We start from the raw sequence: 20,871 nt of genomic DNA, 5'->3' as shown, positions 1-20,871 counted from the left end.
CTCCTCGCAAAGGACCCCCCCATGACCCAGATCAAAGCCCCGACGGGATTCATCTCCACGCTCAAGTCCGCGCTGAAGAGCGCCAGCACCGAAGGCAAGGCGGTGGGCGCTCCCGCGCTGAAGAAGGCGCTCAAGGGCGCTGACGCTGGAAAGCTGGACTCGCAGCAGAAGTCGCAGATTCGCGATGCCTTCGAGCGGGTGAAGCTGACCCCGAAGGCCCGTGAGATTGCCGACCGCTTCGTGAAGGGCGACAAGAAGCCGCTCAACCCGCACGACGGCATCAAGAAGATCCGCTCGGACGACCCCATCCGCGGTGAGGGTTCGGGTCCGGGCAGCGGCATCAAGAAGATCCGCTCGGACGACCCCATCCGCGGTGAGGGTTCGGGCCCGGGCAGCGGCATCAAGAAGATCCGCTCGGACGACCCCATCCGCGGCGAGGGTTCGGGTCCGGGCAGCGGCATCAAGTTCCCCGACGACGGCGTCATCGTGAAGATCATCTCGGACGACCCCATCCGCGGCGAGGGCCCGGGCAGCAGTATCCAGATCCCCGACGACATCGTGAAGATCGTCTCCGACGACCCCATCCGCGGTGAGGGCCCGGGCAGCGGCATCCAGTTCCCCGACGACGGCGTCATCGTGAAGATCATCTCCGACGACCCCATCCGTGGCCCGCAGCAGCCCCCGGAGCTCAAGCCGCTGGACCAGCGCGTGGTGAAGGTCCGGATGGACAGCCCCATCTAGGCAGCACGCTGGCGAAGTCACCGTCCCCATGGCGCCCTCGAAGAAGAAGGTCGTGCTGATCGGCTCGCGTTCGGATGACGCCACCCGCTTCGTCGCTGAAGCGGTGGAGCGCCGTCGCGCGCGAACCATCGTCGTGGAGACGGACCGGGTGCCTGACTCCGCGGCCTTGAGCTGGGAGGACGGCGAGGTGCTCTGGGACGGTGAATGTCTCAGCGACCTGCGCTCGTTCTACATCAAGGCCATCCGCCTCTCGCTCCCGGTCCCCGAGGCAGAGGCCCTGTCCGCGCGGAACTTCCCGCGCTGGCAGGAGCAGTACCTGGCCGAGCGGGAGCGCCAGTCGTTCCTCCACAGCGTGCTGCGCTCGCTCAACCGGCGCGGGGTTTCGTTCATCAACCCGCTGGAGGCGGTGGAGCTGCACTACCTGAAGCTGCACCAGCTGGCCCTGCTGCGGCGGCACAAGATTCCCGTGCCCGCGAGCCTGGGCACCGCCTCCCCGGACGCGGTGCGGGAGTTCGTCGCCCGCCACGGCGCCGTCATCTACAAGCCGCTGGGCGGCGGCGCGCTCGTGCAGAAGATGGGCGAGGCGGACCTCACCGACGAGCGGTTGCAGCTGGTCGCCAACTGCCCGGTGCTCTTCCAGGAACAGATTGTGGGCGACGAGTTCCGCGCCTACGTGCTCGACGGCGAGCCCGTGGCCGCCTTCCGCATCCCCACCGAGGGCGTGGTGGACGCGCGGCAGAACCTGGACAAGGTGACGCCCGGCCGCCTGCCGAAGGAGGCCTGGGAGCTGTGCCTCCGCGGCGCGAAGGCGCTGGGCATGGTCTTCACGGCGGTGGACCTGCGCCGGACGAAAGAGGGCGCCTTCGTGGCCCTTGAATTCAACCCCACTCCCGCCATCTCCTTCTTCGATGATCCGCGCGACGGAAAAGTCATCACCCGACTCGCCAGCTACCTCGTCGCCAAGGCCTGAGCGCCCCAGCGGCTTCTTCGTCGCGGACTTCGCCGACAGCGTCTTCGGCCCGGTCCGCGCCCCGCCGCCGAACGCGTTCCCGGCCTCCTCGCGCGCGTGGACCCGGCTTGGGTCCGCGTCCAGCACGCTGCACGACGCCATCCGCCACGAGTTCGCCTCCGGGGGACGCGTTCCGCACGTCTGCCTCCAGCAGGCGCTCCTGCCCGAGCGCGCCGAAGCCATGCACCAGGCGCTGCGCGAGGCCCGCTTCAAGCGCCACCACCACGGCCCCTACCCGCTGCACATCGCGCCGCTGGATGCGCAGCAGCCCTCCGTGCTGACGGAGTTCTGCGCGTGGCTGAAGACGGACGACAGCGCGGCCTACCACGCGAAGCTCGTGGGCTGGCCCCAGGCCCTGGAGACCCGTCAGGTCCAGGTGTCGCGCATGGATGTGGGCGAGCACTTCCCGGAGCACCTGGACACGGACGAGGACGGGCTCGCGGTCGTCTACAACTTCACGCGCCCGTGGGAGGACCGCTTCGGCGGCGTCCTCGCCTTCGTGCACCCCGACGGCGACCGCGACTTGATGCGCGTGCCGCCCCTGTTCAACTCGGTGTTCCTCTTCCGCGCCGTGGGGGCCCGCCACCGCGTGACGGAGTGGACGGCCGCGGCGCAGGGCCACCAGCGCTACTCCATCACCGCGTTCATCCTCGCGAAGCGCTGAGCCGTCCCCCCGGCAAGGCCCCGCTCAGCCCTGCCGGAACAACTGCGTGCGCGCCGCCTCCGAGATGGCGACCGCCGCGGGATGCCGCAGCCGTCGTTCGACGGTCAGCGCGTAGAAGTGCTCGCGCACCGCCTCCACGCGGCCCACCACCTCCACGTTGTACTGGGCCGTGATCTCCGCCTCGATGACGGACGGGCCCGGGAACACGCCCTCGCCGGCCTGTCCGAAGGCCTTCATCAGCGCGCTGTCCTGGAACTCGCCCCGCACACGGGGGCGCACGCCCTGGGCCTCCATCCACTGCATCAGCGAGCGCCTTGACGACGTGGCCTCCGCCGGCAGGAGGAAGGGGGCCGCGTCCAGCGACTTCGGGAAGCCGCGGCGCAGCGTCTTCGCGAGCCGGGCGGTCGCGAACAGCGTCATCCCGCACTCGCCCAGCAGGTGGTTGTAGGCGCGGATGCCGGACGCGGGCGGCACGGGCGAATCCGACAGCACGAGATCCAACGCGTGCAGCGACAGGTCGCTCAAGAGCTTGTCCGTCCGGTCCTCGGTGCAGATGAGCTGCACCTCCTCGGACATCCGCAGCGCGGGCTCCAGGAGGCGGTGCGCGATGAGCTTCGGCATCACCTCCGCCACGCCCACCAGGAGCTTGCGCGGGCGCGCCGTGGGCATCCCCTTGAGCCCGTTCTGCAGCTCATGGCCCAGCGTGAAGATTTCATCCGCGTAGCGGTACACGTAGCGGCCCACCTCCGTGAGCACCAGCTTGCGCCCCGCGCGCTCGAACAACTTCTCTCCCAGCGACTCCTCGAGCGCCCGGACCTGCCCCGTCACCGTGGGCTGACTGAGCCGCAGCTTGCGTCCCGCGGCCACGACGCTGCCCTCGCGCACGACCGTCCAGAAGTACAGCAGGTGGTGGTAGTTGAGCCAGTCCATCGCCTCTTCATATCGGCTTTACCGATGCTTCCGCTCACCCATTACCTATTTGCCGATATTTTGCCTGAGCCGTAGATCCAGGGCCTGCGCAACGGACGGGGCCGTCACCCCCGCCGCGTCCGTGCGTCGGGAGGCGGTCCATGCGCGGCACGGTCAGCAGCGAACACGCTTGGAGCGGGAATGGCGCGAGGAGGCCCGGGCGCGCCGCGAGCGTGGCCGCGCTGTGCGGGCTGTTGTTCGCGTCGTGGGGTCCACGGGCGAGCGCGCAGGGGAGTTCCACCTTCGGGCCGCTGGGGCTGGAGGAGGTGCTTGCCTCCACCGCGTCCCACTTCCCCGTCATCGAGGCGGCCCGGCAGGACGCGGAGGCGGCGCGCATGGAGCTGCTCGCTGCGGAGGGCGGCTTTGATCCGGAGCTGAAGGCACGCGCCACGGCCTTCCCCTTCGGCCCCTACCCGTACACGCGCCTGGAGACGACGCTCCAGCAGCCCACGCCCTTCCACGGCGCCACGGCCTTTGGCGGCTGGCGCCGGGGCGACGGAAAGATTCCGGACTACTACGGCAACCTGGAGACGCTGAGCCTGGGCGAGCTGCGCGCCGGGGTGACGGTCCCGCTGTGGCGCAACGGCCCGGTGGACCGCCGCAGGGCCACGCTGGAGCGGGCCCAGCTGGGGCGCACCGCGGCGGAGCTGTCCGTGCAGCAGGCGGCGCTCGAGTCCTCGCGGCAGGCGGCCCACCGCTACTGGGACTGGGTCGCGGCCGGGCGCCGGAGGGCCGTCGCCGTGGAGCTGCTGGAGTTCGCGCGCGCCCGGGACACGCAGCTGGCCAGGCGCGTGCGCAGCGGAGACCTGGCGGCCTTCGAGCTGACGGACAACCAGCGCGCGCTCGCGCAGCGCGAGTCCCAGGTGGTGGCGGCGGAGCGGCTGTTGACGCAGGCGGCGCTGGAGCTGTCGCTGTTCCTGCGCGACGCGGACGGCAGCCCAGTGCCCGTCCCCCCGGAGCGGCTGCCCGCGGGCTTCCCCGCGCTGGACGCGCCCCTGCCCGTGCCCGAGTCGCTCGGCGACGTGCTGGCGCGTCGCCCGGACGTGTCGCGGCTGGAGGCCCAGGCCGCGCAGCAGCGGGTGGAGGCGCGCTTCGCGGCCAACCAGCAGGCGCCCCTCATCGACGTGACGGTCGCGGCCGCCCAGGACCTGGGCTCGGGCCCGGACCGGCTGCGCAAGACGGAGCTGGAGGTGGGCGTGGTGCTGGACGTGCCGCTCCTCAACCGCGTGGCGCGGGGACGCGATGGGAGCACGCGCGCGTCCGTCGCGCGCGTGGAGGCCCAGCTGCGGCTGCAACGCGAGCGGGCCGCCGTGGAGGTGGGGGACGCACGCGCGGCCCTGGACGCGGCGCGGGCGCGGGTGCTGCTCGCCCGGAAGGAGGCCGCCGCCGCGCTGGAGCTGGCGCTGGGCGAGCGCAAGCGGCTGACGCAGGGCGACAGCAGCCTGCTCATCGTGAACCTGCGCGAGCAGACGGCCGCCGAGGCCCAGGTGCGCGAGGTGGATGCGCTCGCGGAGTACTTCAAGGTCGCGGCGACGTTGCGCGCCGCGCTGGCGCTGCCGGTTGCCGTGGCCGCCACGTCGGGGAGATGAACACCATGGCCACGGACACGACCCATTCCCATACAACACCCTGGCAGCGGCTGAAGGCCGTGCTCGCGCCCGAGCGCGGAGACCTCTGGGTGCTCGTCATCTACGGCGCCGGCGTGGGCCTGCTCTCGCTCGTGGTGCCCATCACCGCGCAGGCGGTGGTCAACACCGCGGCCTTCGGCACGGTGCTGCAGCCCGTGGTGGTGCTGGGGCTCATCGTCTTCTGCCTGCTCATCCTCGCGGGAGGTCTGCGGGTGATGCAGGTCCTGGTGGCGGAGCGCCTGCAGCAGCGGCTCTTCGCGCGCATGGCGGTGGACCTCGCGCACCGGCTGCCGCGCGTGCGGACGCAGACGCACGACACCTACCGGGTGTCGGAGCTGGTGAACCGCTTCATGGACGTGATGACCATCCAGAAGGCGACGGGCCTCATCCTGATGGATGGCCTGGCGCTGGTGCTCCAGGCCGTCGTCGGGTTGCTGCTGCTCGCCTTCTACAGCCCCCTGCTCCTCGGCTTCGACATCCTGCTGCTGGGCAGCATGGCGCTGGTGCTCTTCGGGCTCGGGCGGGGCGCGGTGCGCACCAGCGTCCAGGAGTCCTACCGGAAGTACGAGGTCGTGGGCTGGCTGACGGAGCTGGCGCGGGTGCCGCTCGCGTTCTGGGGGCCGGAGGGAGGAGCCCTGGCCCTGCGGCGCGCGGACGACGCGACCCAGGCCTACCTGGAGGCGCGCTCCAGTCACTTCCGCATCCTGATGCGCCAGGTGGTGGGGACGCTCGCGGTCCAGGCGCTCGCGAGCGGGCTGCTGCTGGGCGTGGGCGGCTGGCTCGTCACCCGCCAGCAGCTGAGCCTGGGCCAGCTCGTGGCCGCGGAGCTCATCGTGGCGCCGGTGGTGGCGAGCTTCGCCAAGTTCGGCAAGGTCCTGGAGAGCCTCTATGACCTGCTGGCCGCGGTGGACAAGGTGGGCCACCTCTTCGACCTGCCCATCCAGCCGGACAAGGGCGAGCCCCTGGCCCGCCGCGACAACCGCGCCGCCGCCCTGCGCTTCCGGGACGTGAGCCTCGCGCCCACCGCGCTCTCCACCGCGACCCTGCACGGCGTGGACCTGACGGTGGAGCCGGGCAGCCGCGTCGCCATCCTCGGCCCCTACAGCTCCGGCAAGCGCCTGCTGATGGACGTGGCGCTGGGCCTGCGCGAGCCGGCCCAGGGCTCCGTGGAGCTGGACGGCATGGACCTGCGCGAGGCGTCCACCGACTCGCTGCACGCGCAGGTGGCGCTCGTGCGCGGCATCCAGCTCTTCGATGGGACGGTGCAGGAGAACGTGGCGGTGGGCCGCGCGGACGTGTCGCTCCAGGACGTGCGCCAGGCGCTGGACGCGGTGTGCCTGCTGGACGAGCTGATGCGGCTGCCGGACGGGCTGCGCACGCGGCTGTCGGGCGGCCACACGCTGCTGTCGCCGGGGCAGGCGCAGCGGCTGATGCTCGCGCGCGCCCTGGTGGGACGCCCCCGGCTGCTGGTGCTCGACGAGGCGCTCGACAGCCTGGATTCGGACGTGCGCGCGCGGGTGGTGGACCGGCTGCTGGCCCCCGGCGCGCCGTGGACGCTGCTGCTCACCACGCACCTGCCGGAGCTGGCGGCGCGCTGTGACCGGGCCCTGCGCGTGGAAGCGAGCACCCTGGTGGAGATGGAGCGGTCATGAGCATGCACTATCGGGTTTCCTTCGAGGACGGGCGCATCGGGTCCTTCGCGCGCGTGCGTCCCATCGCCTCCGCGCGCAGGCTCGCGGGGTGGATGCTGGGCACGGGCGTAGTCATCGCGTTCGGGCTCGCGTTCGTGCCGTGGCAGCAGACGGCCTTCGGTGACGGGCAGGTGGTGGCGTACTCGCCCGACGAGCGCCAGCAGCGCGTGGACGCCCCGCTGGAGGGGTGGCTCGACGAGTGGTTCGTGCAGGAGGGCTCGCACGTGGCCGAGGGCGCCCCCATCGCGCGCATCGTGGACAATGATCCGGAGCTGCTCCAGCGCCTGCGCACCGAACAGGAGGCGGCGCACGCACGCCTCAAAGCCGCCGAGCGAGCGCTGGACACGGCGCTGCGCAACGTGCGGCGCCAGTGGGAGCTGTTCAACCAGGGCCTCAGCTCGCGCAAGCAGTACGAGGAAGCGCAGCTCAAGGAGGCGGACGTGATGAAGGAGCTCACCAGCGCCCGGGTGGAGCTGGCGCGGGTGGACACCCGGCTGGCGCGCCAGGGGCGGCAGATGGTGACGGCGCCGCGCGCGGGCATCATCCTGCGCAGGAACGCGGGCGTGGGCTCCGTGTACGTGAAGACGGGGGAGCCCCTGGCGGTGCTCGTGCCGGAGACCCGCTCGCGCGCGGTGGAGCTGTGGATGGACGGCAACGACCTGCCGCTGGTGACGCGGCAGCGGCAGGTGCGGCTGCAGTTCGAAGGGTGGCCCGCGCTCCAGGCCAGCGGCTGGCCCTCCGTCGCCGTGGGCACCTTCGGAGGCGAGGTGTCCGTCATCGACGCGGCCGGCTCCGGCCAGGCGGGCCGCTTCCGCGTCCTCGTCACGCCCCTGCCGGGCCAGCCCTGGCCGGAGAGTCACCACTTGCGCCAGGGCGTGCGGGCCCACGGATGGGTGCTGCTCGAGCAGGTGCCGCTCGGCTACGAGCTGTGGCGCCGCTTCAACGCCTTCCCGGTGTCGCTGTCCGCGCCGCCCACCGAACAGGGCCCCAAGAAGTAGCCCGATTCCCACGAGCCCCGCGCATCGGATGCGAGAGGATGGCGGCCGGAAGAATGCCTCGTGACCGGAAGGACCCACCGATGAGCAAGACACCTTTCACAGAGGTGACGGCCACCCTGCGCGGCCATGTCGAGCGCGGCGAGGTGCCCGGCCTCGTCGCCCTGGTGAGCCGGGGTGACGCCGTGCACGCGGACGTGCTGGGCGTGCAGGACCTCCAGTCCGGCGTGCCCATGCGGCGCGACGCCCTCTTCCGCCTCGCCTCCGCGGTCAAGCCCCTCACCGCCGCCGCGGCGATGTTGCTGGTGGAGGACGGGACGCTTTCGCTCGATGCGCCGGTGGACCGGTGGCTGCCGGAGCTGGCGGATCGCCGGGTCCTGAAGTCGCTCGACAGCGAGCTTGACGACACCGTCCCCGCGAAGCGGCCCATCACGCTGCGCGACCTGCTGACGCTCCGGTGGGGACTGGGCGCCATCATGGCCCGGCCGGGCACGTACCCCCTCCAGCGGGCCATGGCGGAGGCGCAGGTCGCCCCCGGCTTCGAGGCGATTTCGTTTCCGCCCGACGAGTTCATGCGGAGGCTGGGCGCGCTGCCGCTCGTCCATCAACCCGGCGAACAGTGGCTGTACCACACCGGCTACGAGGTCCTGGGCGTGCTCATCGCCCGCGTCTCGGGACGGACGTTTGGCGACTTCCTCCGCGAGCGCCTCTTCACGCCGCTCGGCATGAACGACACGGCGTTCAGCATCCCGGCGGAGAAGCTCGGCCGGCTGGTGACGCTCTACGTGGCCGAGCCCGACAGCGGCGCGCTCTCGGTCGCGGAGCCCGTGACGGAGCAATGGACACGGCCTCCCGTCTTCGAGCCTGGAGGAGGACAGGGCGGCGGCCTGCTGTCGACCGCGGAGGACCTGCTCGCCTTCGGCCGGATGCTGTTGAACGGGGGCCGCCATGGCGGACGCCAGGTGCTGTCGTCCCAGAGCATCCAGGCGATGACGACCGACCAGCTCTCGCCCGAGCAGAAGGCCGCCTCGCCCTTCGTCCCCGGCTTCTGGGACGCGTCCGGCTGGGGCTTCGGCGGGAGCGTGACGACGCGGCCGGATGGCATCTCCCCCACGGCCGGGCGCTACGGCTGGGGAGGGGGCACGGGCACCACCTTCTTCATCGACCCCCAGCAGGACCTGGCCGTGGTCCTGCTGACGCAGCGGCTGATGTCGGGCCCTGATGACGAGGCCCGCGCGACGGCGTTCTCGAAGGCGGTGTACGCGTCACTGGACGGTTGAGGCGCCCCCGACGGAAGCGGTGGAAGCCAGGCGCCGCGTGGCGGCGGCGTCCAGGTTGGCGAGCCCCTTCTCGAAGTCCTTGCCAATGAACGTGTCCATGTTGGCGACGAGCGACATCGCCTTGCCCACGAGCGTGTTCTCCCCCTCGATGCTCCAGCTCACCCGCGTGCCGCCCGCCTCGGGCGTGAGCGTGAAGAAGGTCTGGTTGGTGGCGGCGAACGGCTTGAAGAACTCCAGCTTGAGGGCGACGCGCTTGCCGGGCTCGCTCTCTTCGATGGTCATGCGCCCGTCGCCGGCCTTGCCGCCGACCCAGGTGTAGCGGGCCCCTGGACCCGTGGCGGGCCCCTCGAAGGTCTTGCTCAGGCCGGGCACGACTTCGAACTGGTACGGCGTCCACGCGTCGTACTCGCGCAGGTCGTTGATCAACGCGAAGACGACGTCCGGGGGCGCCTGGACGAGCGCGTTGCGCTCCACGCGGAAGCGGTCCGGGCGGGTGGCGATGAAGGCGCCCAGCGAGGCGACGAGGACGAAGGCGGCGAGTGCGAGCTTGATGGCCATGGTGACGGCTCCTGTTCGGAAGGTGGCTTCAACTCCACGTCGAACGAGGGGCCGCGAATTCGACACGGCCTTTTCTTCCGCCCGCGCGCCCCGCCAAGCGCCCGGAAACAGGGGGCTTCCTACTTCCCTGCGGGGGCAAGGCCCGCGAGCCGAGCCTTCTCCAGCTTCGCGGCGACGCCCACGCTGCGCCCCGCGAGGTTCGCGACGACGTACTGCACGGAGCTGCCCAGCACCTGGGCGCTCTCCGACAGGGTGAGCCCGTAGTCCTGCTCCAACCACTGCGCCATCCCGGCGGTCGCCGAGCGCAGCGCATCGTCCAGCGAGCCCCCCTGCCCCAGCGCCATCAGGTGCGTGGGGGACTCCACCCGGGGCGTCGAGGGCGGCGGCTTGCCGTGCACGACGTCCACGGTGAATTCGACGTCCATGGAGGTCTCCAGCGCGTACTGCGACGTCTCACCGTCCCCCTGCGCGGCATGCGCGTCCCCCAGGTAGAGCAGCGCGCCGGGCTGCGACACGGGCAGGAAGACGGTGTTGCCCTCCACCACCTCGTTGAAGTCCATGTTGCCGCCGGAGCGGCCCGTGTCGCCGGTGGAGAGCGACGCGGCCCCGAACCCGGGCGCCACCGCGAGGCCGCCCAGCATGGGGCGCAGCGGGACGGTGAACCGCTTCAAGCGCTCCGAGGCCTTCTCCGGGCTCGCGACACCACGCTCCAGGTCCAGCGTCCAGCGCACGGGCTTGCCCAGCTCCATCGCCTTCGCGGCGAGCCCCGGGGTGAGGGCCCGCCCCACGATGCTGTCCAGGCTGTCCGCGAACGTCCTGTTGAGCCGCACGCGCTGGAGCCGGATGACCAGCGTGTCGCCCGGGTTCGCGGTGGCGATGAAGAAGGGCCCCGTCTGCGGATTGCCGAACAGCGCGCGCGTGATGCCCTGCGCGTCCATGCCGCCGGAGTCGAGCGTCGTGGTCCGCACGGTGTCCCCCGGCCAGACGGTGAGCACCGGCGCGCGGTGGGCGGAGAACTCGTTGGACCAGGTGGTGGGCTTGAAGGTGTGCACGCGCGGCGGGCCCGCGGGGCGCGCGGGCAGGCGCCGGGCCGTGAAGGCGTGCGTCGCCCGTGCCTGGGGGTTGTTGCTGTCGGGGTAGTCCGCGGTGCCGCGCAGCGCCTCCCCGTCCACCTTGCCGCTGAAGACATACGTCTGCTTGCGCGCGTCGGTGACGGTGAAGCGCAGCGCGTTGCCCACGCGCTCCCCTTGCAGCGGGTCGCCGTCGAACACCCCCTGGAGCTGCTTGCCCGCGCGCTCGAGCGTGAGGAGCTGGTAGGCGGGGTTGCCCCAGAGGTCCGTCGTCACCACCCACTGCTCCGTCGCCGGGGACTGGGCGAGCAGGACGGTGGGGAGCAGGCACAGGAGCAGGACGAGCAGTCGGTTCATGGGGCGCATTGTAGGGGAGGCCACCGGGGACGTTAGGATGCGCCGCCAGGTCCCTTGCATTCCGCTGGAGGAAGTCATGACGTCTCCGCAGCCCATTCCCCGCCTCGTGTTGTTGGAAACGGGTGACCCTGGAGTTCCCGGCCTTGAGAGCCACTCCCCGTTCTGCGTGAAGGTGCACCGGGGACTTAAAGTCCTGGGCCTGCCCTACGAGCGGCGCTACGGCATCCCCTCCAGCTTCAAGAAGTACAACAAGGCGAAGCAGGTGCCGGTGCTGCTGGTGGCGGACGAGGCGGTGTCGGGCTCGGCCGACATCCTGCGGCGCATCCAGCAGCTCGCGGGCCGCACCTTCCACGGGACGAATGACCCGAAGCTGGAAGCGGAGGCCTACATCTGGGAGGAGTACGCGGACACCTGCGTCAACGGCTACGTGGTGGCGGCGCGCTGGGCGGACAAGCGCAACTGGGCGCTCGTGCGCGCCTCCATCTTCCGCCCCGTGCCTCCGCCCATGCGGCCCCTCATCGCCTTCATCTTCCGCAGGAAGCTGGCCAGCGGGCTCATCGCGCGGGACGTGCTGCGCTCGGGTGAGGAGACCTGCTGGCGCCGCTTCCAGGAGCAGTTGGACGCGCTGGAGCTGCGCGCGCCCGCCGAGGGCTTCTGGCTGGGCCGCCTCACCTCGGCCGACCTCGCGCTGTTCGGCCAGTTCCAGAACCTGCGGCTGCCGGAGACGCCCTGGCAGCGCGACCAGGTGGCCTCGCGCAAGCGGCTGTCGGCGTGGCTGGACCGCGTGGACGCGTACACCCGGCAGAAGGCCCCGGACGACGACATGCCGCGCGCCGTGGCGGCGGGATAGCCCTCAGCGCAGCCGCTGGCCGAAGGCGCGCAGCCGCTCGCGGGCCTTCAGGAGCTTCTCGCGCGGGATGGAGAACACCGCGCGCACCCGCTCCGCGTCGCCGCACCACGCCCCGCCGTTGAGCACCACGTGGGTGTGCTCGTAGACGACGCGGGGCAGGTTCTCCGGCGTGAGCGTCACCCCGTCCACCGTGCGGCCCAGCCAGGCCGTCATCCGGGGCGCGAGGAAGAGTCCTCCCGCCTCGGTGGACTCCGCCCGGCCGTCATCCGGCAGCGCCTCCGCGAGCAACGTGCGCTTCTCCGCGAGGTCGCGCCGCATCCTCGCCAGGTACGCCCGCAGCGCCTTGTGCCGCGCCGGATAGAGCAGCTGTCCGTCCGGGCCCCGGGCATGGGCCGCGTACAGGTACGCCGCCGCGCGCGCGGTGGGCGCGTGCAGCACGCCCGGAGCGCTGTCGCGCAGCGCCGCCACCAGGGCCCGGTCCTTCGTCGCGAGCCAGCCCACGCGCAGGCCCCCCGCGGCGAACTCCTTGGACAGCCCGCCCAAGAGCACCGTGCGCGCGCCGATGCCGGGCACCGCGCCCTCCAGCGACACCGGGCTGTGCACCGTCTCCGCGGACGGGTTGGTGAGGTTCACCAGCCCGAAGATTTCGTCCGACACCCACAGGCAGCGCTGCTCCACCACGTACGTCGCCAGCGCCATCAACTCCTCATGCGACAGGTAGTGGCCCGTGGGGTTCGCCGGCTGGGACAGCACCACCGCGTCCGGTGCGCTGCCCCGCGTGCGGCGCGACAGCAGCTGGCTGAGCGGCCCCGACTCCACCTCACAGCCCGCCGCGAGGAACGTGGGCGCCAGCACGCCGTAGCAGGGGGTGACCAGGAACACGTGCGGCACCCGGCCCCACCGCTGGCGCAGCGCCACGCCCAGGTGGTGCATCAGGGGCCAGACGCCCGGGGCCACCACCACGTCGTCGGCGCTGTAGCGGGCGCCGCGCGTCTCCAGCAGGAAGGCCGCCACGGACTCGGCCAGGCCCGTCTGCGTGGAGTCCGCGCGGGGAGCGACTCCGGCCGCGATGAGCCCCTCCACCAGCGGCAGCGGCAGCGGGCCCTCGTTCTCGCCGTAGTCCAGGCGCACCAGCTCCGGGTCGTCCTCGCGGAAGAAGCGGGGCGCGAAAGCGGGCAGCTTCGACAGCTGCGTGATGCGCTTCGCCCGGGGCAGCGGCACCTCCGGCGCGCGGTGCGGGGCCGGAGGTTCGGGCTCCGCGAAGGCCATGCGGAAGGCGAGCAGCTCCGAGAAGGTGCGCTCGTAGAACCACTCCGCGAAGAGGCTGATGCGCGAGTACGTCACCTCCGCGGCCACCTCCAGGTCGGCGCGCAGCGGCTCCGGCACGGGCAGCAGCAGCGTCAGCTCCAGGTCCGGCCACACGGCGTTCTTGATGAGGCCGTACAGGATGACGAGGTTGGGCGCGTGCGGCGTCCGGGCGAGGAACTCGAAGAGCGTGCGCGGCTCCACCTCCCCGGTGATGTTGAAGAAGGCGCTCTCATCCAGCACCACCCAGATGCCGCGCCGGGCGGCCTCCGCCACGATGTCGCGCAGCACCGCGAGGTTGGTGCGCTCCCCCGGCTCCACCGTCAGCAGCACGGCCTTCACGTCGAAGGCGGAGAGCAACCGGCGGATCTCCTCCAGCGTGTTGTGCGTCACCGCGGCGCGCACGCCCGCCTTGTCCAGCGCACGGGCGTAGAGTGGGTGCAGGCTGCGCGACACCAGCACCGTGTCGCCCGGGTCGCACGTGGCGAGCAGCAGGGAGTAGACGGCCTGCTCGCGCTCGGGCGCGACGAACAGCGACTCCTCCGACAGCCGCAGCCCGAAGTGGCGGTCCAGGTAGCGGGCGACGAGCCGGCGGAAGGACGCGTCCCCGGCCTCGTGCGCATAGGGCAGGTGCGGCGAGTGCGACAGGCGCTGCGCGAGCGAGGCCACGAACCCCAGCTGCTCCGCGGACACGGCGCCCAGGTCCAGCTCCTCCTGGAGCGCGGCGATGCCCAGGTGTCGCAGGGACGCGCGCAGGGCCAGCGTTTCACGGGGCAGTGACAGGTGCGCTTCCCACACCGCCACCTCGTGCCAGATGGGGTGGCCTGCCTGGAGCCAGCCGAGCGCGGTCGCGGCGCGCAGCGGCTCCGGGCTGTGGGCCTCCATGAAGAACTCGAACTCGCGCCCGGTGCGCTGCTCCAGCGACACCAGGGGGCGGATGTCCGTGTCCGCCGCCTGCATCACCCGCCGCGCCACGCGCACGTCGGTGGTGTAGCCGCGCCGGGTGAACATCCGCGCGATGATGGCGCGGCCCGGACGGCCCGCGAGGTTCAACAGCAGGCGCCCTCCGGGCAGCAGCCGCTCCGGGGCCTCGTCCAGCAGCCGCGCGATGAGGCCCAGGCCGAAGTGGTCCTCGTAGACGTTCTGCAGGGACGTGTAGTTGGACAGGTCGTGCAGGGCCTGCTCATCCGCCTGCGCCAGCTCCGCCGGCAGCCCGTCGCCGCGCAGCACCTGGGGGATGCACCCGACGATGAAGTCCCAGGACGGCGCCGCGGGGAGGCCGCGCAACAGGTCGCTCTCGCCGAAGGACAGCCGGGACACCAGCTGCTCATCGCCGTTGAGCCACGCGTTGCAGAGCCCCACGGCGGGGGACTGCGGGTTCAAGTCCAGCCCCCGGATGCGCGCGAGGCCGGTGAACTTCGCGAGCGCGATGCAGATCCACCCGGAGCCCGCGCCTACCTCCACCAGCTGCTTGCCGGCGTACTCGTCCAGCGGCACCTTCAGCAGCCCCTCCAGGAAGGTGAAGGCCCAGGCCTCCGGCGCGAAGATGGACGGGGGGATGAACAGCTCCAGCCGCTCCTGCGACGCGCCCACCGCCACCACCACGGACGCAAGGCGCAGGGGCGCCCCCTCCGGCTGGTCGCGCGACAGCTCCGCCAGCTCCCGCAGCTCCACCAGCGCGCGGGGCCGCTCTTGCGGTTGGCTCAGCGCCTCGGCGAGCGTGCGAAGCTGGAGGAAGGCTTCACGGGGAGAGGCAGGATAGGTGGCCATGGCGCGGGCGACTGTCCGGGCCCCGGTGGTCCCTGTCAACGACGCTCACGCGACGCGCTCCGTCATCCCGTCGTCCGAGGACACTCGCGGGCGCCACGCGCACGGGCGGTGCTCAGCCCGGGTCCTCCGACGTGCCCGTCGGCAGGAAGAGGTCCGCGAGCCCCGGCTTGGAGCGGCGCAGCAGGTCCTCCAGCGTGTACTTGTCCAGCGTGGCCAGGAACGCGTCCCGGGCCTCGGCCAGCACGCCCTTGAGGCCGCACGCGGGCGCGATGGGACAGGTGTTGTGCTCGCGGTCGAAGCACTCCACCAGGTGGAAGTCCGGCTCCCCGGCGCGCACCACCTTGCCCAGCCGGATGTCCCCCGGCGCCCGCGCCAGCAGCACGCCGCCGGAGCGCCCCGGCCTCACCTCCACGTAGCCCAGCCCCGCCAGGGTCTGCACCACGCGCACCAGGTGGTGCTTGGAGATGGCGTAGGCATCCGCCATCTCCTGCGTGGACGACGGCCTGCCCGGCCGTGCGGCCAGGTACATCAGGATGCGCAGCGCGTAGTCGGCGTGGAGGGTCAGGCGCAAGGTCAGGCGGCTCCGGAGACGGGCTCCACCCGAGGCGTGCTCGGCAGGAAGGCATCCGCGTGGATGTCCTTCAGCGAGAACCCCGCCAGGAAGAGCTTCTTGCGCAGGGATAACACCCCTTCGGCGTTGCCGCAGAGGAACGCCCGCCAGCCCGTCGGCCGCTTCGGGAGGCAGGCGCGAACAAGGTCCTCCAGCGCACCTTCCTCCACCTCTCCTCCCCCTCCGCCCAGCACGCAGGGCCGGTAGTGGAGGTTGGGATGGCGTGCCGCCAGCTCCCGCAGCGCGTCCACCAGGTACAGCCCGCCCGGCTCCCGGGCGCCGTGGAACAGGTGGAGGGGGCCGGTGTGTCCGGCCTCCAGCGCGTCACGGGCAATCCCATACAGGGGCGCGAGCCCCGTGCCCGTGCCCGCCAGCAACAACGGCGCCTCCGGCTGCCCGGGGACGTAGAAGCAGTCGCCCGCCGGGCCCTGCAACTCCACGCGGTCGCCGGGCTTCGCCTCCGTGGCGAGCCAGCCGCTCATCGCGCCGCCGGGGATGAGCCGCACGTGAAGCTCCAGGGTGCGCTCCCGGGGCAGGCTCGCCAGGGAGTAGCTGCGCGCCAGGCCCTCCGCGCGCAGCAGCGTGACGTACTGCCCCGCGCGGTAGTCGAGTGCGCCTTCCGTCTCCAGGCGCACCGAGAGCACGTCTCGTGAGAGCGGCGTCAGCGAGGCGATGCGCGCGGGCACGCGAAGCTCGCCCACCCCCGCCACCTCCAGCGCCTGGCCGTCCGGCAGCCGGCACGCGCACGCGAGGAAGTAGTTGCGCACCCGGAGCGTGTCCTTGAGCCCGACCTGCGCGGCAGGGGGCACGACGCCCTCCACCGCGCGCATCATGCAGGACTGGCACGCGCCCGCCCTGCATGAGTGGGACACGTTCACGCCCTGCCGCAGCAGCCCGTCCAGCACCGTCTCTCCGGGCTCCAGCGGGTACCACGCCGCTTCATGCTTCACCTTCGCCATGACGTGCCCCCTTTCTTTCTTCCGGCTAGCGGTTGAGCACGTCCGCCCGCGCGCCCTCCGCGACCGCCATCACCTTGCCCACCAGCTCCGCGGGCACGCCCAGCTCCTCCAGCGTCTCCTTCAGGTGCCCCGCCACGGCGTCGAAGTGCATGTCGTTCAACCCGCGCTGCACCAGGTGCTTGTGGCCCGCCCGCATGTCCTTGCCCGAGTAGGTCGCGGGCCCCCCGGTCACCAGCGTGAGGAACGCCTTCTGCTTCGCGGCCTGGCGCTCCATGTCCACGTCCTCGAAGAAGTGGCTGATGCGGTCGTCGCCCAGCACCTTCCGGTAGAAGAGCTCCACCGCCGCCGCCATCGCCGGCTCCCCGCCAATCTGCTCGTACACGCTCGACATGACTGTCTCCCTCGCCCGGAAGCGGGCTCTTAAAGATGCATCCAGGATGCATCTTAAAAGCCCGTTCCGTCAACGTGCGTTTCAAACGCGTCAGTAGGCGGCCGCATGGGCCGCCGCAGTCCGGGGCATGGCGTCGGTGAGGGGGCGTGTGGGCGTCGCGGGTCGTCCCCGCGCGGCTCAGACGGGCAGGAGGCGGCGCGCGCGGCGCACCACGCGCTCCACGTTGCTCTTCACGTGATCCAACGGCAGGAAGCGGTTCACGGGCGTGGGCTGGTAGCCCAGCGGCCCCAGCCGCGAGCGCAGGAGGTGGTTGGTGCGCAGCGCGCGCAGGTGGCGCGCCGTCTCACGGGTGTTGAAGATGATGGACAGCGACACGGAGACGTCGTCGCTGCCGTTCTTCACGTAGTGCGGCGCCACGAAGGGGATGTGCAGCGCGTCCCCGGGGCCGAACGCATAGCGCGTCGCCGTCGTGTCGAAGGTCTCCCGGTAGTTCACCTTGGAGCCGGAGCGCACCACGAAGGACTCCAGGTCGGCCGCGGGCACCACCTGCTCATCCCACGCTGGGGAGACGTGGACTTCCTTGGTGCCACGGAACTGCATCAGCAGCGTGGAGTACCGGTCCAGGTGGAAGGGCGTGACGCTGCCCGGGGACGCGATGAACAGGTAGAGCATCGGATCCACGGCGGTGGTGCCCACGCCCTGCGCGCGCATCAGGTCCTCCACCTCCGCGAGCAACATGCGGAACAGCCCTTGGAAGCTGGGGTCCTGCTCCGGCGCGCGGAGCATGATGTACGAGTTGCTCGTCATCATGTTCTCCACGGTGTCCTTGAGCGACAGCCCGGTGCGGTAGTCCACGTGCGCGCGGTCGAAGTCCGCGTCCTTGGGCAACAGCCCGGAGCTGAAGAACACGTTGTCCGCGGGCAGCCGCTGCACCACGCCGGCCAGGTTCTCCAGCTCCAGCGCGGGGTGCCCCAGCAGCGTGTGCCGGCACCGGAAGGACTGCCGATCAAACGCCAGGGGGGAAGGACCTACGGACTCGAAGATGCGCTTGGGTGACACACCAGTCTCCAGCCGCGAGCACTGCGTACCGCGCGCTTCAAAGCGGCTGGGCCACAGCGTGACTGTGGGCTGGAGAACGGTCAAGCCCCTGGAATTCCGGGCTTCTTCCCCAAAAGACTCCGACCTGGGGGCGGGGCGAGCGCGCACGCCGGGTCGTGCCCATGTTGTTCCCCGTCAGCTTGAGGCACAGGGAGAGACGACATGGGCTTGGAAGCAATCCTGTTGTGGGCGGTCATCGGCCTCATCGCGGGGTGGCTCGCGTCCGCGGTGGTCGGCGGCGGCTATGGCGTGGTGGGCGACATCGTGGTGGGCATCGTCGGCGCGTTCCTGGGTGGCTTCATCTTCCGGGCGCTCGGCACGGGGGCTCCGTTCGGCGGCATCGCGGGCACCATCTTCGTGGCGTTCATCGGGGCGGTGGTGCTGCTCTTGATACTGCGGGCCATTCGCTCCGCGACCGTACGAAAAGCATGACCGTACGGCCTTGAAGTGCGACGGCCCCCCTCCTATGCGGAGGGGGGCCGTTCTTCTTTGGGGCCTCACGGCCCCCGGGGCGGGGACTCCTTGCAGTCGAAGGACACCACCTCCGTCGTCTCGAGCGTGCGAGCACCTCTCGCGGACGCATCCGGCGTCTGCCACATCGCACGTCCTTCCAGGACACTCGGGCACTCAAGGGATTCGACGGGCATGTCAGGCGACAACCAGGTGCGCACCCGCATGCACCGGTGGCGGGCGCCCTGGAGACCGAAGGGCACATCCAGCGCCGTGGCCACCCGGGTCTCCACGAGCCCCCTGGCGTCGGGAGCGGAGCCGTGTGGAGGGCTGCTACAGCCCTGAGCGCGGGAGAAGTGCGAGCGGCTGGGGTCGAAGCGGATGCGCACGGCGCCCTCGCCCGCGGGGCCAGGGCGCCGGGACGACATCTCCTCCACCAGGACGTCACCCAGGCAGGGGCAGGGCACGGTGTCACACCCTGAGTCCAGCCGGGTCGTCCGGCGAACGACCTCGACCTCGACCTCCACCTTGACCCCGCCCGCCTGGAAGGCCTCCCGACGGAGGAAGCGCTCCTCCCGGTCCGGCTCATGGCCCAGGACCCCCGGGGGAAACGCCAACCTGCAGCAAGTGGGGCGCTGCGCGCCCTGGGGGCCCAGGCGTTCGGTCTGCACCTGCGCACGGATCCCGGGGTCCCCGATGCGCGTCCGTCGCAGCTCGAACGGGAGGCCACCATCTCCGGGCGTGTGACGCTCGACGAGCGTGCTTCCCGGCTCGCAGTCGTACCACCCCAGGCTCGCGGGGCGATTCCACGGCACCCAGGGCTGGGAGGCCGCCACCCGGTGCGTGCTGGTACAGGCCACCAGGGCCACGCCCCCCAGGGTGAGGATCCGTCGCCACATGCCGCCATCGTAGGGGACTACCGGGAGGCGCGACACAGGTGATGACTCCAGACATCAGCGGGCGGACGGCGCTCATCACCCTGCCCGGTCCCCGCCCGCGGTTCGCGAGCCATCCCGGGGGGGCGTCACGCCCTGGGGGACGTGTGGGCCGTGGCACGGCTCCTGCTCTAGCCCTCCTCATCCGCTGCAAGCCGTCCCCCTTCGAGGAACCCCGTCATGGCGATCTCCCCCCTGTCCAAGTCGTCCGTTCCCAGCCCCTCCCTCTCGCGCAGCACCGCCACCGAGCGTCCTCCCTCCCCGCTCATGCGGCCCTCGCCGTTGATGGCGGAGTCGCCGAAGGCCCAAGCGCTCCAGGGGCTGTTGCAGAAGGATGGCTTTGATTCAGTGGAGGGCGCGGGCAAGGGCGGCATGGAGAAGCTGGGTCAGATGCTCGCGCTGCAGGTGCTGGGCGAGCTGTCGAAGCTCCTCGGCGGCGAGGGCCGCATGAGCCCGGCCGACAGCGCGCAGGACGGCGGCGGCGTGCCGGACCTGGGCGGCGAGGAGCCGTTCGCCAACGGCGCCGAGCAGGGTGACGCGGTCCCGCTCGCGCAGCCGTCGCCGAACACCACGCCCCCGCAGGACGCGCCGCCCTTCGCGAAGGCGGAGGGCGCCTCGCAGCCCCCCCAGGGCGCGGTGAAGGGCAAGAGCACGCTCACCCTGAACAACGACGGCACCACGCCGATGACGGTGAACTTCACCCCCAACGCCGGGGAGAAGGCCGTGGACTCCGTCACGCTCAAGCCCGGCGAGAGCCGGACGGTGCAGTTCCCGGACAGCTGGTCCGGCAACTTCCGCAGCGCGTCCGGCGACGGCAAGAATGCGACGCTCGGTGAAGTGAAGTTCAACGGCGGGATGGGGCAGACGTACTACGACGTCAGCTACATTGAGGGCCACAACGCGGCCATGACGATGCAGCCTGTGAGCGGTGGCCGTCTGTCCGGCACCACGGACAACCTGCTGGCCGCCGCGCCCGACTCCGTCAAGGCGAAGGGGGCGGACGGCCAGGCGTACGGCATCAAGAAGAGCACCACCGCCAACGTGCAGGATCCGGAGGTGGTAGACTTCTTCCGCAAGCACGTCGGCGCGGATCAGGGCTATGTCATCCCCACCGACGATGCGAGCACGCTGGGCAGCAGCGACAGCAACCTCGTCGTCCACATGAAGAACCTGGCCTGATTCCCCCCTCAAGAGGCCCCTTCCCATGAGCGTCCGCCTTCCTCCCAACATCCCCCGACCGGGACAGCCCGTCCGCGGTCCCCGGGAGGAGGCAGCGCGAGAGAAGGCGAAGCCCGCGGAGGCCAAGACTCCCGGCAAGGCGACCGCGAAGGGTGCCCCCGCGAAGGGCGGCGCCACCAAGGGCGCCTCCGCGAAGGGTGGCGCGTCGCAGGCATCCGCCGGAGAGGGCACGTCGGCCCGGTCCGCGGAAGGCGAGCGCGGCGCCAACGCACAGGGGGCCCAGCAGAAGGACGGGATGGCGACCGGCCAGCGCGGCTCCAGCGCGGCCGGGTTCGATGGCAGGACAGCGCCCCCCACGCCCC

Annotated in this window: 20 protein-coding genes; 11 read left to right on the top strand and 9 right to left on the bottom strand. The window is 71.5% G+C overall.

Annotation, left to right across the window (positions count from 1 at the left end):
- The first annotated feature begins 21 nt into the window (after nt 1-21).
- Genes D7X12_RS04395 through D7X12_RS04385 form a run of 3 tightly spaced genes read left to right on the top strand, consistent with a single transcriptional unit; the run spans nt 22 to nt 2,414 of the window.
- The gene (locus D7X12_RS04395) at nt 22-741 is read left to right on the top strand and encodes a hypothetical protein (protein ID WP_120624008.1); all 720 of its coding nucleotides are present in this window, start codon (nt 22-24) and stop codon (nt 739-741) included.
- Between the two features lie 28 nt (nt 742-769).
- The gene (locus D7X12_RS04390; RefSeq protein ID WP_120624007.1) at nt 770-1,711 is read left to right on the top strand and encodes an ATP-grasp domain-containing protein; all 942 of its coding nucleotides are present in this window, start codon (nt 770-772) and stop codon (nt 1,709-1,711) included.
- On the top strand, nt 1,650-2,414 hold the full coding sequence (locus D7X12_RS04385) for a 2OG-Fe(II) oxygenase (protein WP_120624006.1): 765 nt from the start codon (nt 1,650-1,652) through the stop codon (nt 2,412-2,414). Before D7X12_RS04390 ends, D7X12_RS04385 begins: the two co-directional genes overlap by 62 nt.
- 24 nt (nt 2,415-2,438) lie before the next feature.
- On the opposite strand, the gene nhaR is transcribed toward D7X12_RS04385, so the two are convergent.
- Nucleotides 2,439-3,344, bottom strand: a complete 906-nt coding sequence (nhaR, locus tag D7X12_RS04380; protein WP_120624005.1) for a transcriptional activator NhaR — start codon at nt 3,342-3,344, stop codon at nt 2,439-2,441.
- A 140-nt stretch (nt 3,345-3,484) separates the two neighbouring features.
- Here nhaR and D7X12_RS04375 point away from each other — a divergent pair, with 140 nt between their 5' ends.
- From D7X12_RS04375 to D7X12_RS04360, 4 genes are all read left to right on the top strand, one after another.
- Entirely contained in the window at nt 3,485-4,972 is a 1,488-nt protein-coding gene (locus tag D7X12_RS04375) for a TolC family protein (protein ID WP_120624004.1), read from the top strand.
- A gap of 5 nt (nt 4,973-4,977) precedes the next feature.
- A complete protein-coding gene (locus D7X12_RS04370) occupies nt 4,978-6,663 on the top strand; it encodes a peptidase domain-containing ABC transporter (protein WP_120624003.1) in 1,686 nt (561 codons plus the stop codon).
- Nucleotides 6,660-7,700 carry an efflux RND transporter periplasmic adaptor subunit gene (locus tag D7X12_RS04365; protein WP_120624002.1) on the top strand — a complete coding sequence of 347 codons (1,041 nt, stop codon included), beginning with the start codon at nt 6,660-6,662 and terminating at the stop codon, nt 7,698-7,700. Before D7X12_RS04370 ends, D7X12_RS04365 begins: the two co-directional genes overlap by 4 nt.
- Nucleotides 7,701-7,780: 80 nt before the next feature.
- Nucleotides 7,781-8,977, top strand: coding sequence for a serine hydrolase domain-containing protein (locus D7X12_RS04360; RefSeq protein WP_120624001.1), 1,197 nt, complete (start codon nt 7,781-7,783; stop codon nt 8,975-8,977).
- Here D7X12_RS04360 and D7X12_RS04355 read toward each other — a convergent pair.
- Nucleotides 8,963-9,535, bottom strand: coding sequence for an SRPBCC family protein (locus tag D7X12_RS04355; RefSeq protein WP_120624000.1), 573 nt, complete (start codon nt 9,533-9,535; stop codon nt 8,963-8,965). The two genes, D7X12_RS04360 and D7X12_RS04355, sit on opposite strands and share 15 nt — an antisense overlap.
- A gap of 119 nt (nt 9,536-9,654) precedes the next feature.
- Complete coding sequence (locus tag D7X12_RS04350; RefSeq protein WP_120624034.1) at nt 9,655-10,962, bottom strand: acetamidase/formamidase family protein; 1,308 nt, start codon at nt 10,960-10,962, stop codon at nt 9,655-9,657.
- 76 nt (nt 10,963-11,038) lie between these two features.
- Between D7X12_RS04350 and D7X12_RS04345 the strand changes: the two genes are divergently transcribed.
- Nucleotides 11,039-11,812: a glutathione S-transferase family protein gene (locus tag D7X12_RS04345; protein ID WP_158619958.1), complete on the top strand. Its 774-nt coding sequence runs from the start codon at nt 11,039-11,041 to the stop codon at nt 11,810-11,812.
- 3 nt (nt 11,813-11,815) lie between these two features.
- Here D7X12_RS04345 and D7X12_RS04340 read toward each other — a convergent pair whose 3' ends face one another.
- From D7X12_RS04340 to D7X12_RS04320, 5 genes are all read right to left on the bottom strand, one after another.
- On the bottom strand, nt 11,816-14,887 hold the full coding sequence (locus D7X12_RS04340) for an aminotransferase class I/II-fold pyridoxal phosphate-dependent enzyme (protein ID WP_120623998.1): 3,072 nt from the start codon (nt 14,885-14,887) through the stop codon (nt 11,816-11,818).
- 112 nt (nt 14,888-14,999) lie between these two features.
- Complete coding sequence (locus D7X12_RS04335; protein WP_120610889.1) at nt 15,000-15,458, bottom strand: RrF2 family transcriptional regulator; 459 nt, start codon at nt 15,456-15,458, stop codon at nt 15,000-15,002.
- Nucleotides 15,459-15,460: 2 nt separating this feature from the next.
- Entirely contained in the window at nt 15,461-16,456 is a 996-nt protein-coding gene (locus D7X12_RS04330; protein WP_120623997.1) for an FAD-binding oxidoreductase, read from the bottom strand.
- A gap of 25 nt (nt 16,457-16,481) precedes the next feature.
- Nucleotides 16,482-16,847: a group I truncated hemoglobin gene (locus D7X12_RS04325; RefSeq protein ID WP_120623996.1), complete on the bottom strand. Its 366-nt coding sequence runs from the start codon at nt 16,845-16,847 to the stop codon at nt 16,482-16,484.
- A gap of 177 nt (nt 16,848-17,024) precedes the next feature.
- Nucleotides 17,025-17,906: a cupin-like domain-containing protein gene (locus D7X12_RS04320; RefSeq protein WP_120623995.1), complete on the bottom strand. Its 882-nt coding sequence runs from the start codon at nt 17,904-17,906 to the stop codon at nt 17,025-17,027.
- A 201-nt stretch (nt 17,907-18,107) separates the two neighbouring features.
- Here D7X12_RS04320 and D7X12_RS04315 point away from each other — a divergent pair, with 201 nt between their 5' ends.
- Entirely contained in the window at nt 18,108-18,377 is a 270-nt protein-coding gene (locus D7X12_RS04315) for a GlsB/YeaQ/YmgE family stress response membrane protein (protein WP_120623994.1), read from the top strand.
- A gap of 65 nt (nt 18,378-18,442) precedes the next feature.
- Here the strand turns inward: D7X12_RS04315 and D7X12_RS04310 are convergent, their stop codons facing one another.
- A complete protein-coding gene (locus tag D7X12_RS04310) occupies nt 18,443-19,294 on the bottom strand; it encodes a hypothetical protein (protein WP_147443518.1) in 852 nt (283 codons plus the stop codon).
- A gap of 216 nt (nt 19,295-19,510) precedes the next feature.
- Here D7X12_RS04310 and D7X12_RS04305 point away from each other — a divergent pair, with 216 nt between their 5' ends.
- A complete protein-coding gene (locus tag D7X12_RS04305) occupies nt 19,511-20,509 on the top strand; it encodes a glycoside hydrolase 64/thaumatin family protein (RefSeq protein ID WP_120623992.1) in 999 nt (332 codons plus the stop codon).
- Between the two features lie 25 nt (nt 20,510-20,534).
- The coding region (locus D7X12_RS04300; RefSeq protein ID WP_439329347.1) for a hypothetical protein at nt 20,535-20,871 on the top strand (337 nt) is incomplete at its 3' end.

Source organism: Corallococcus sicarius, assembly GCF_003611735.1.
Taxonomy (GTDB): domain Bacteria; phylum Myxococcota; class Myxococcia; order Myxococcales; family Myxococcaceae; genus Corallococcus; species Corallococcus sicarius.
The sequence above is the reverse complement of the archived record's forward strand: the minus strand, read 5'-3'. Positions and strand labels throughout refer to the sequence as shown.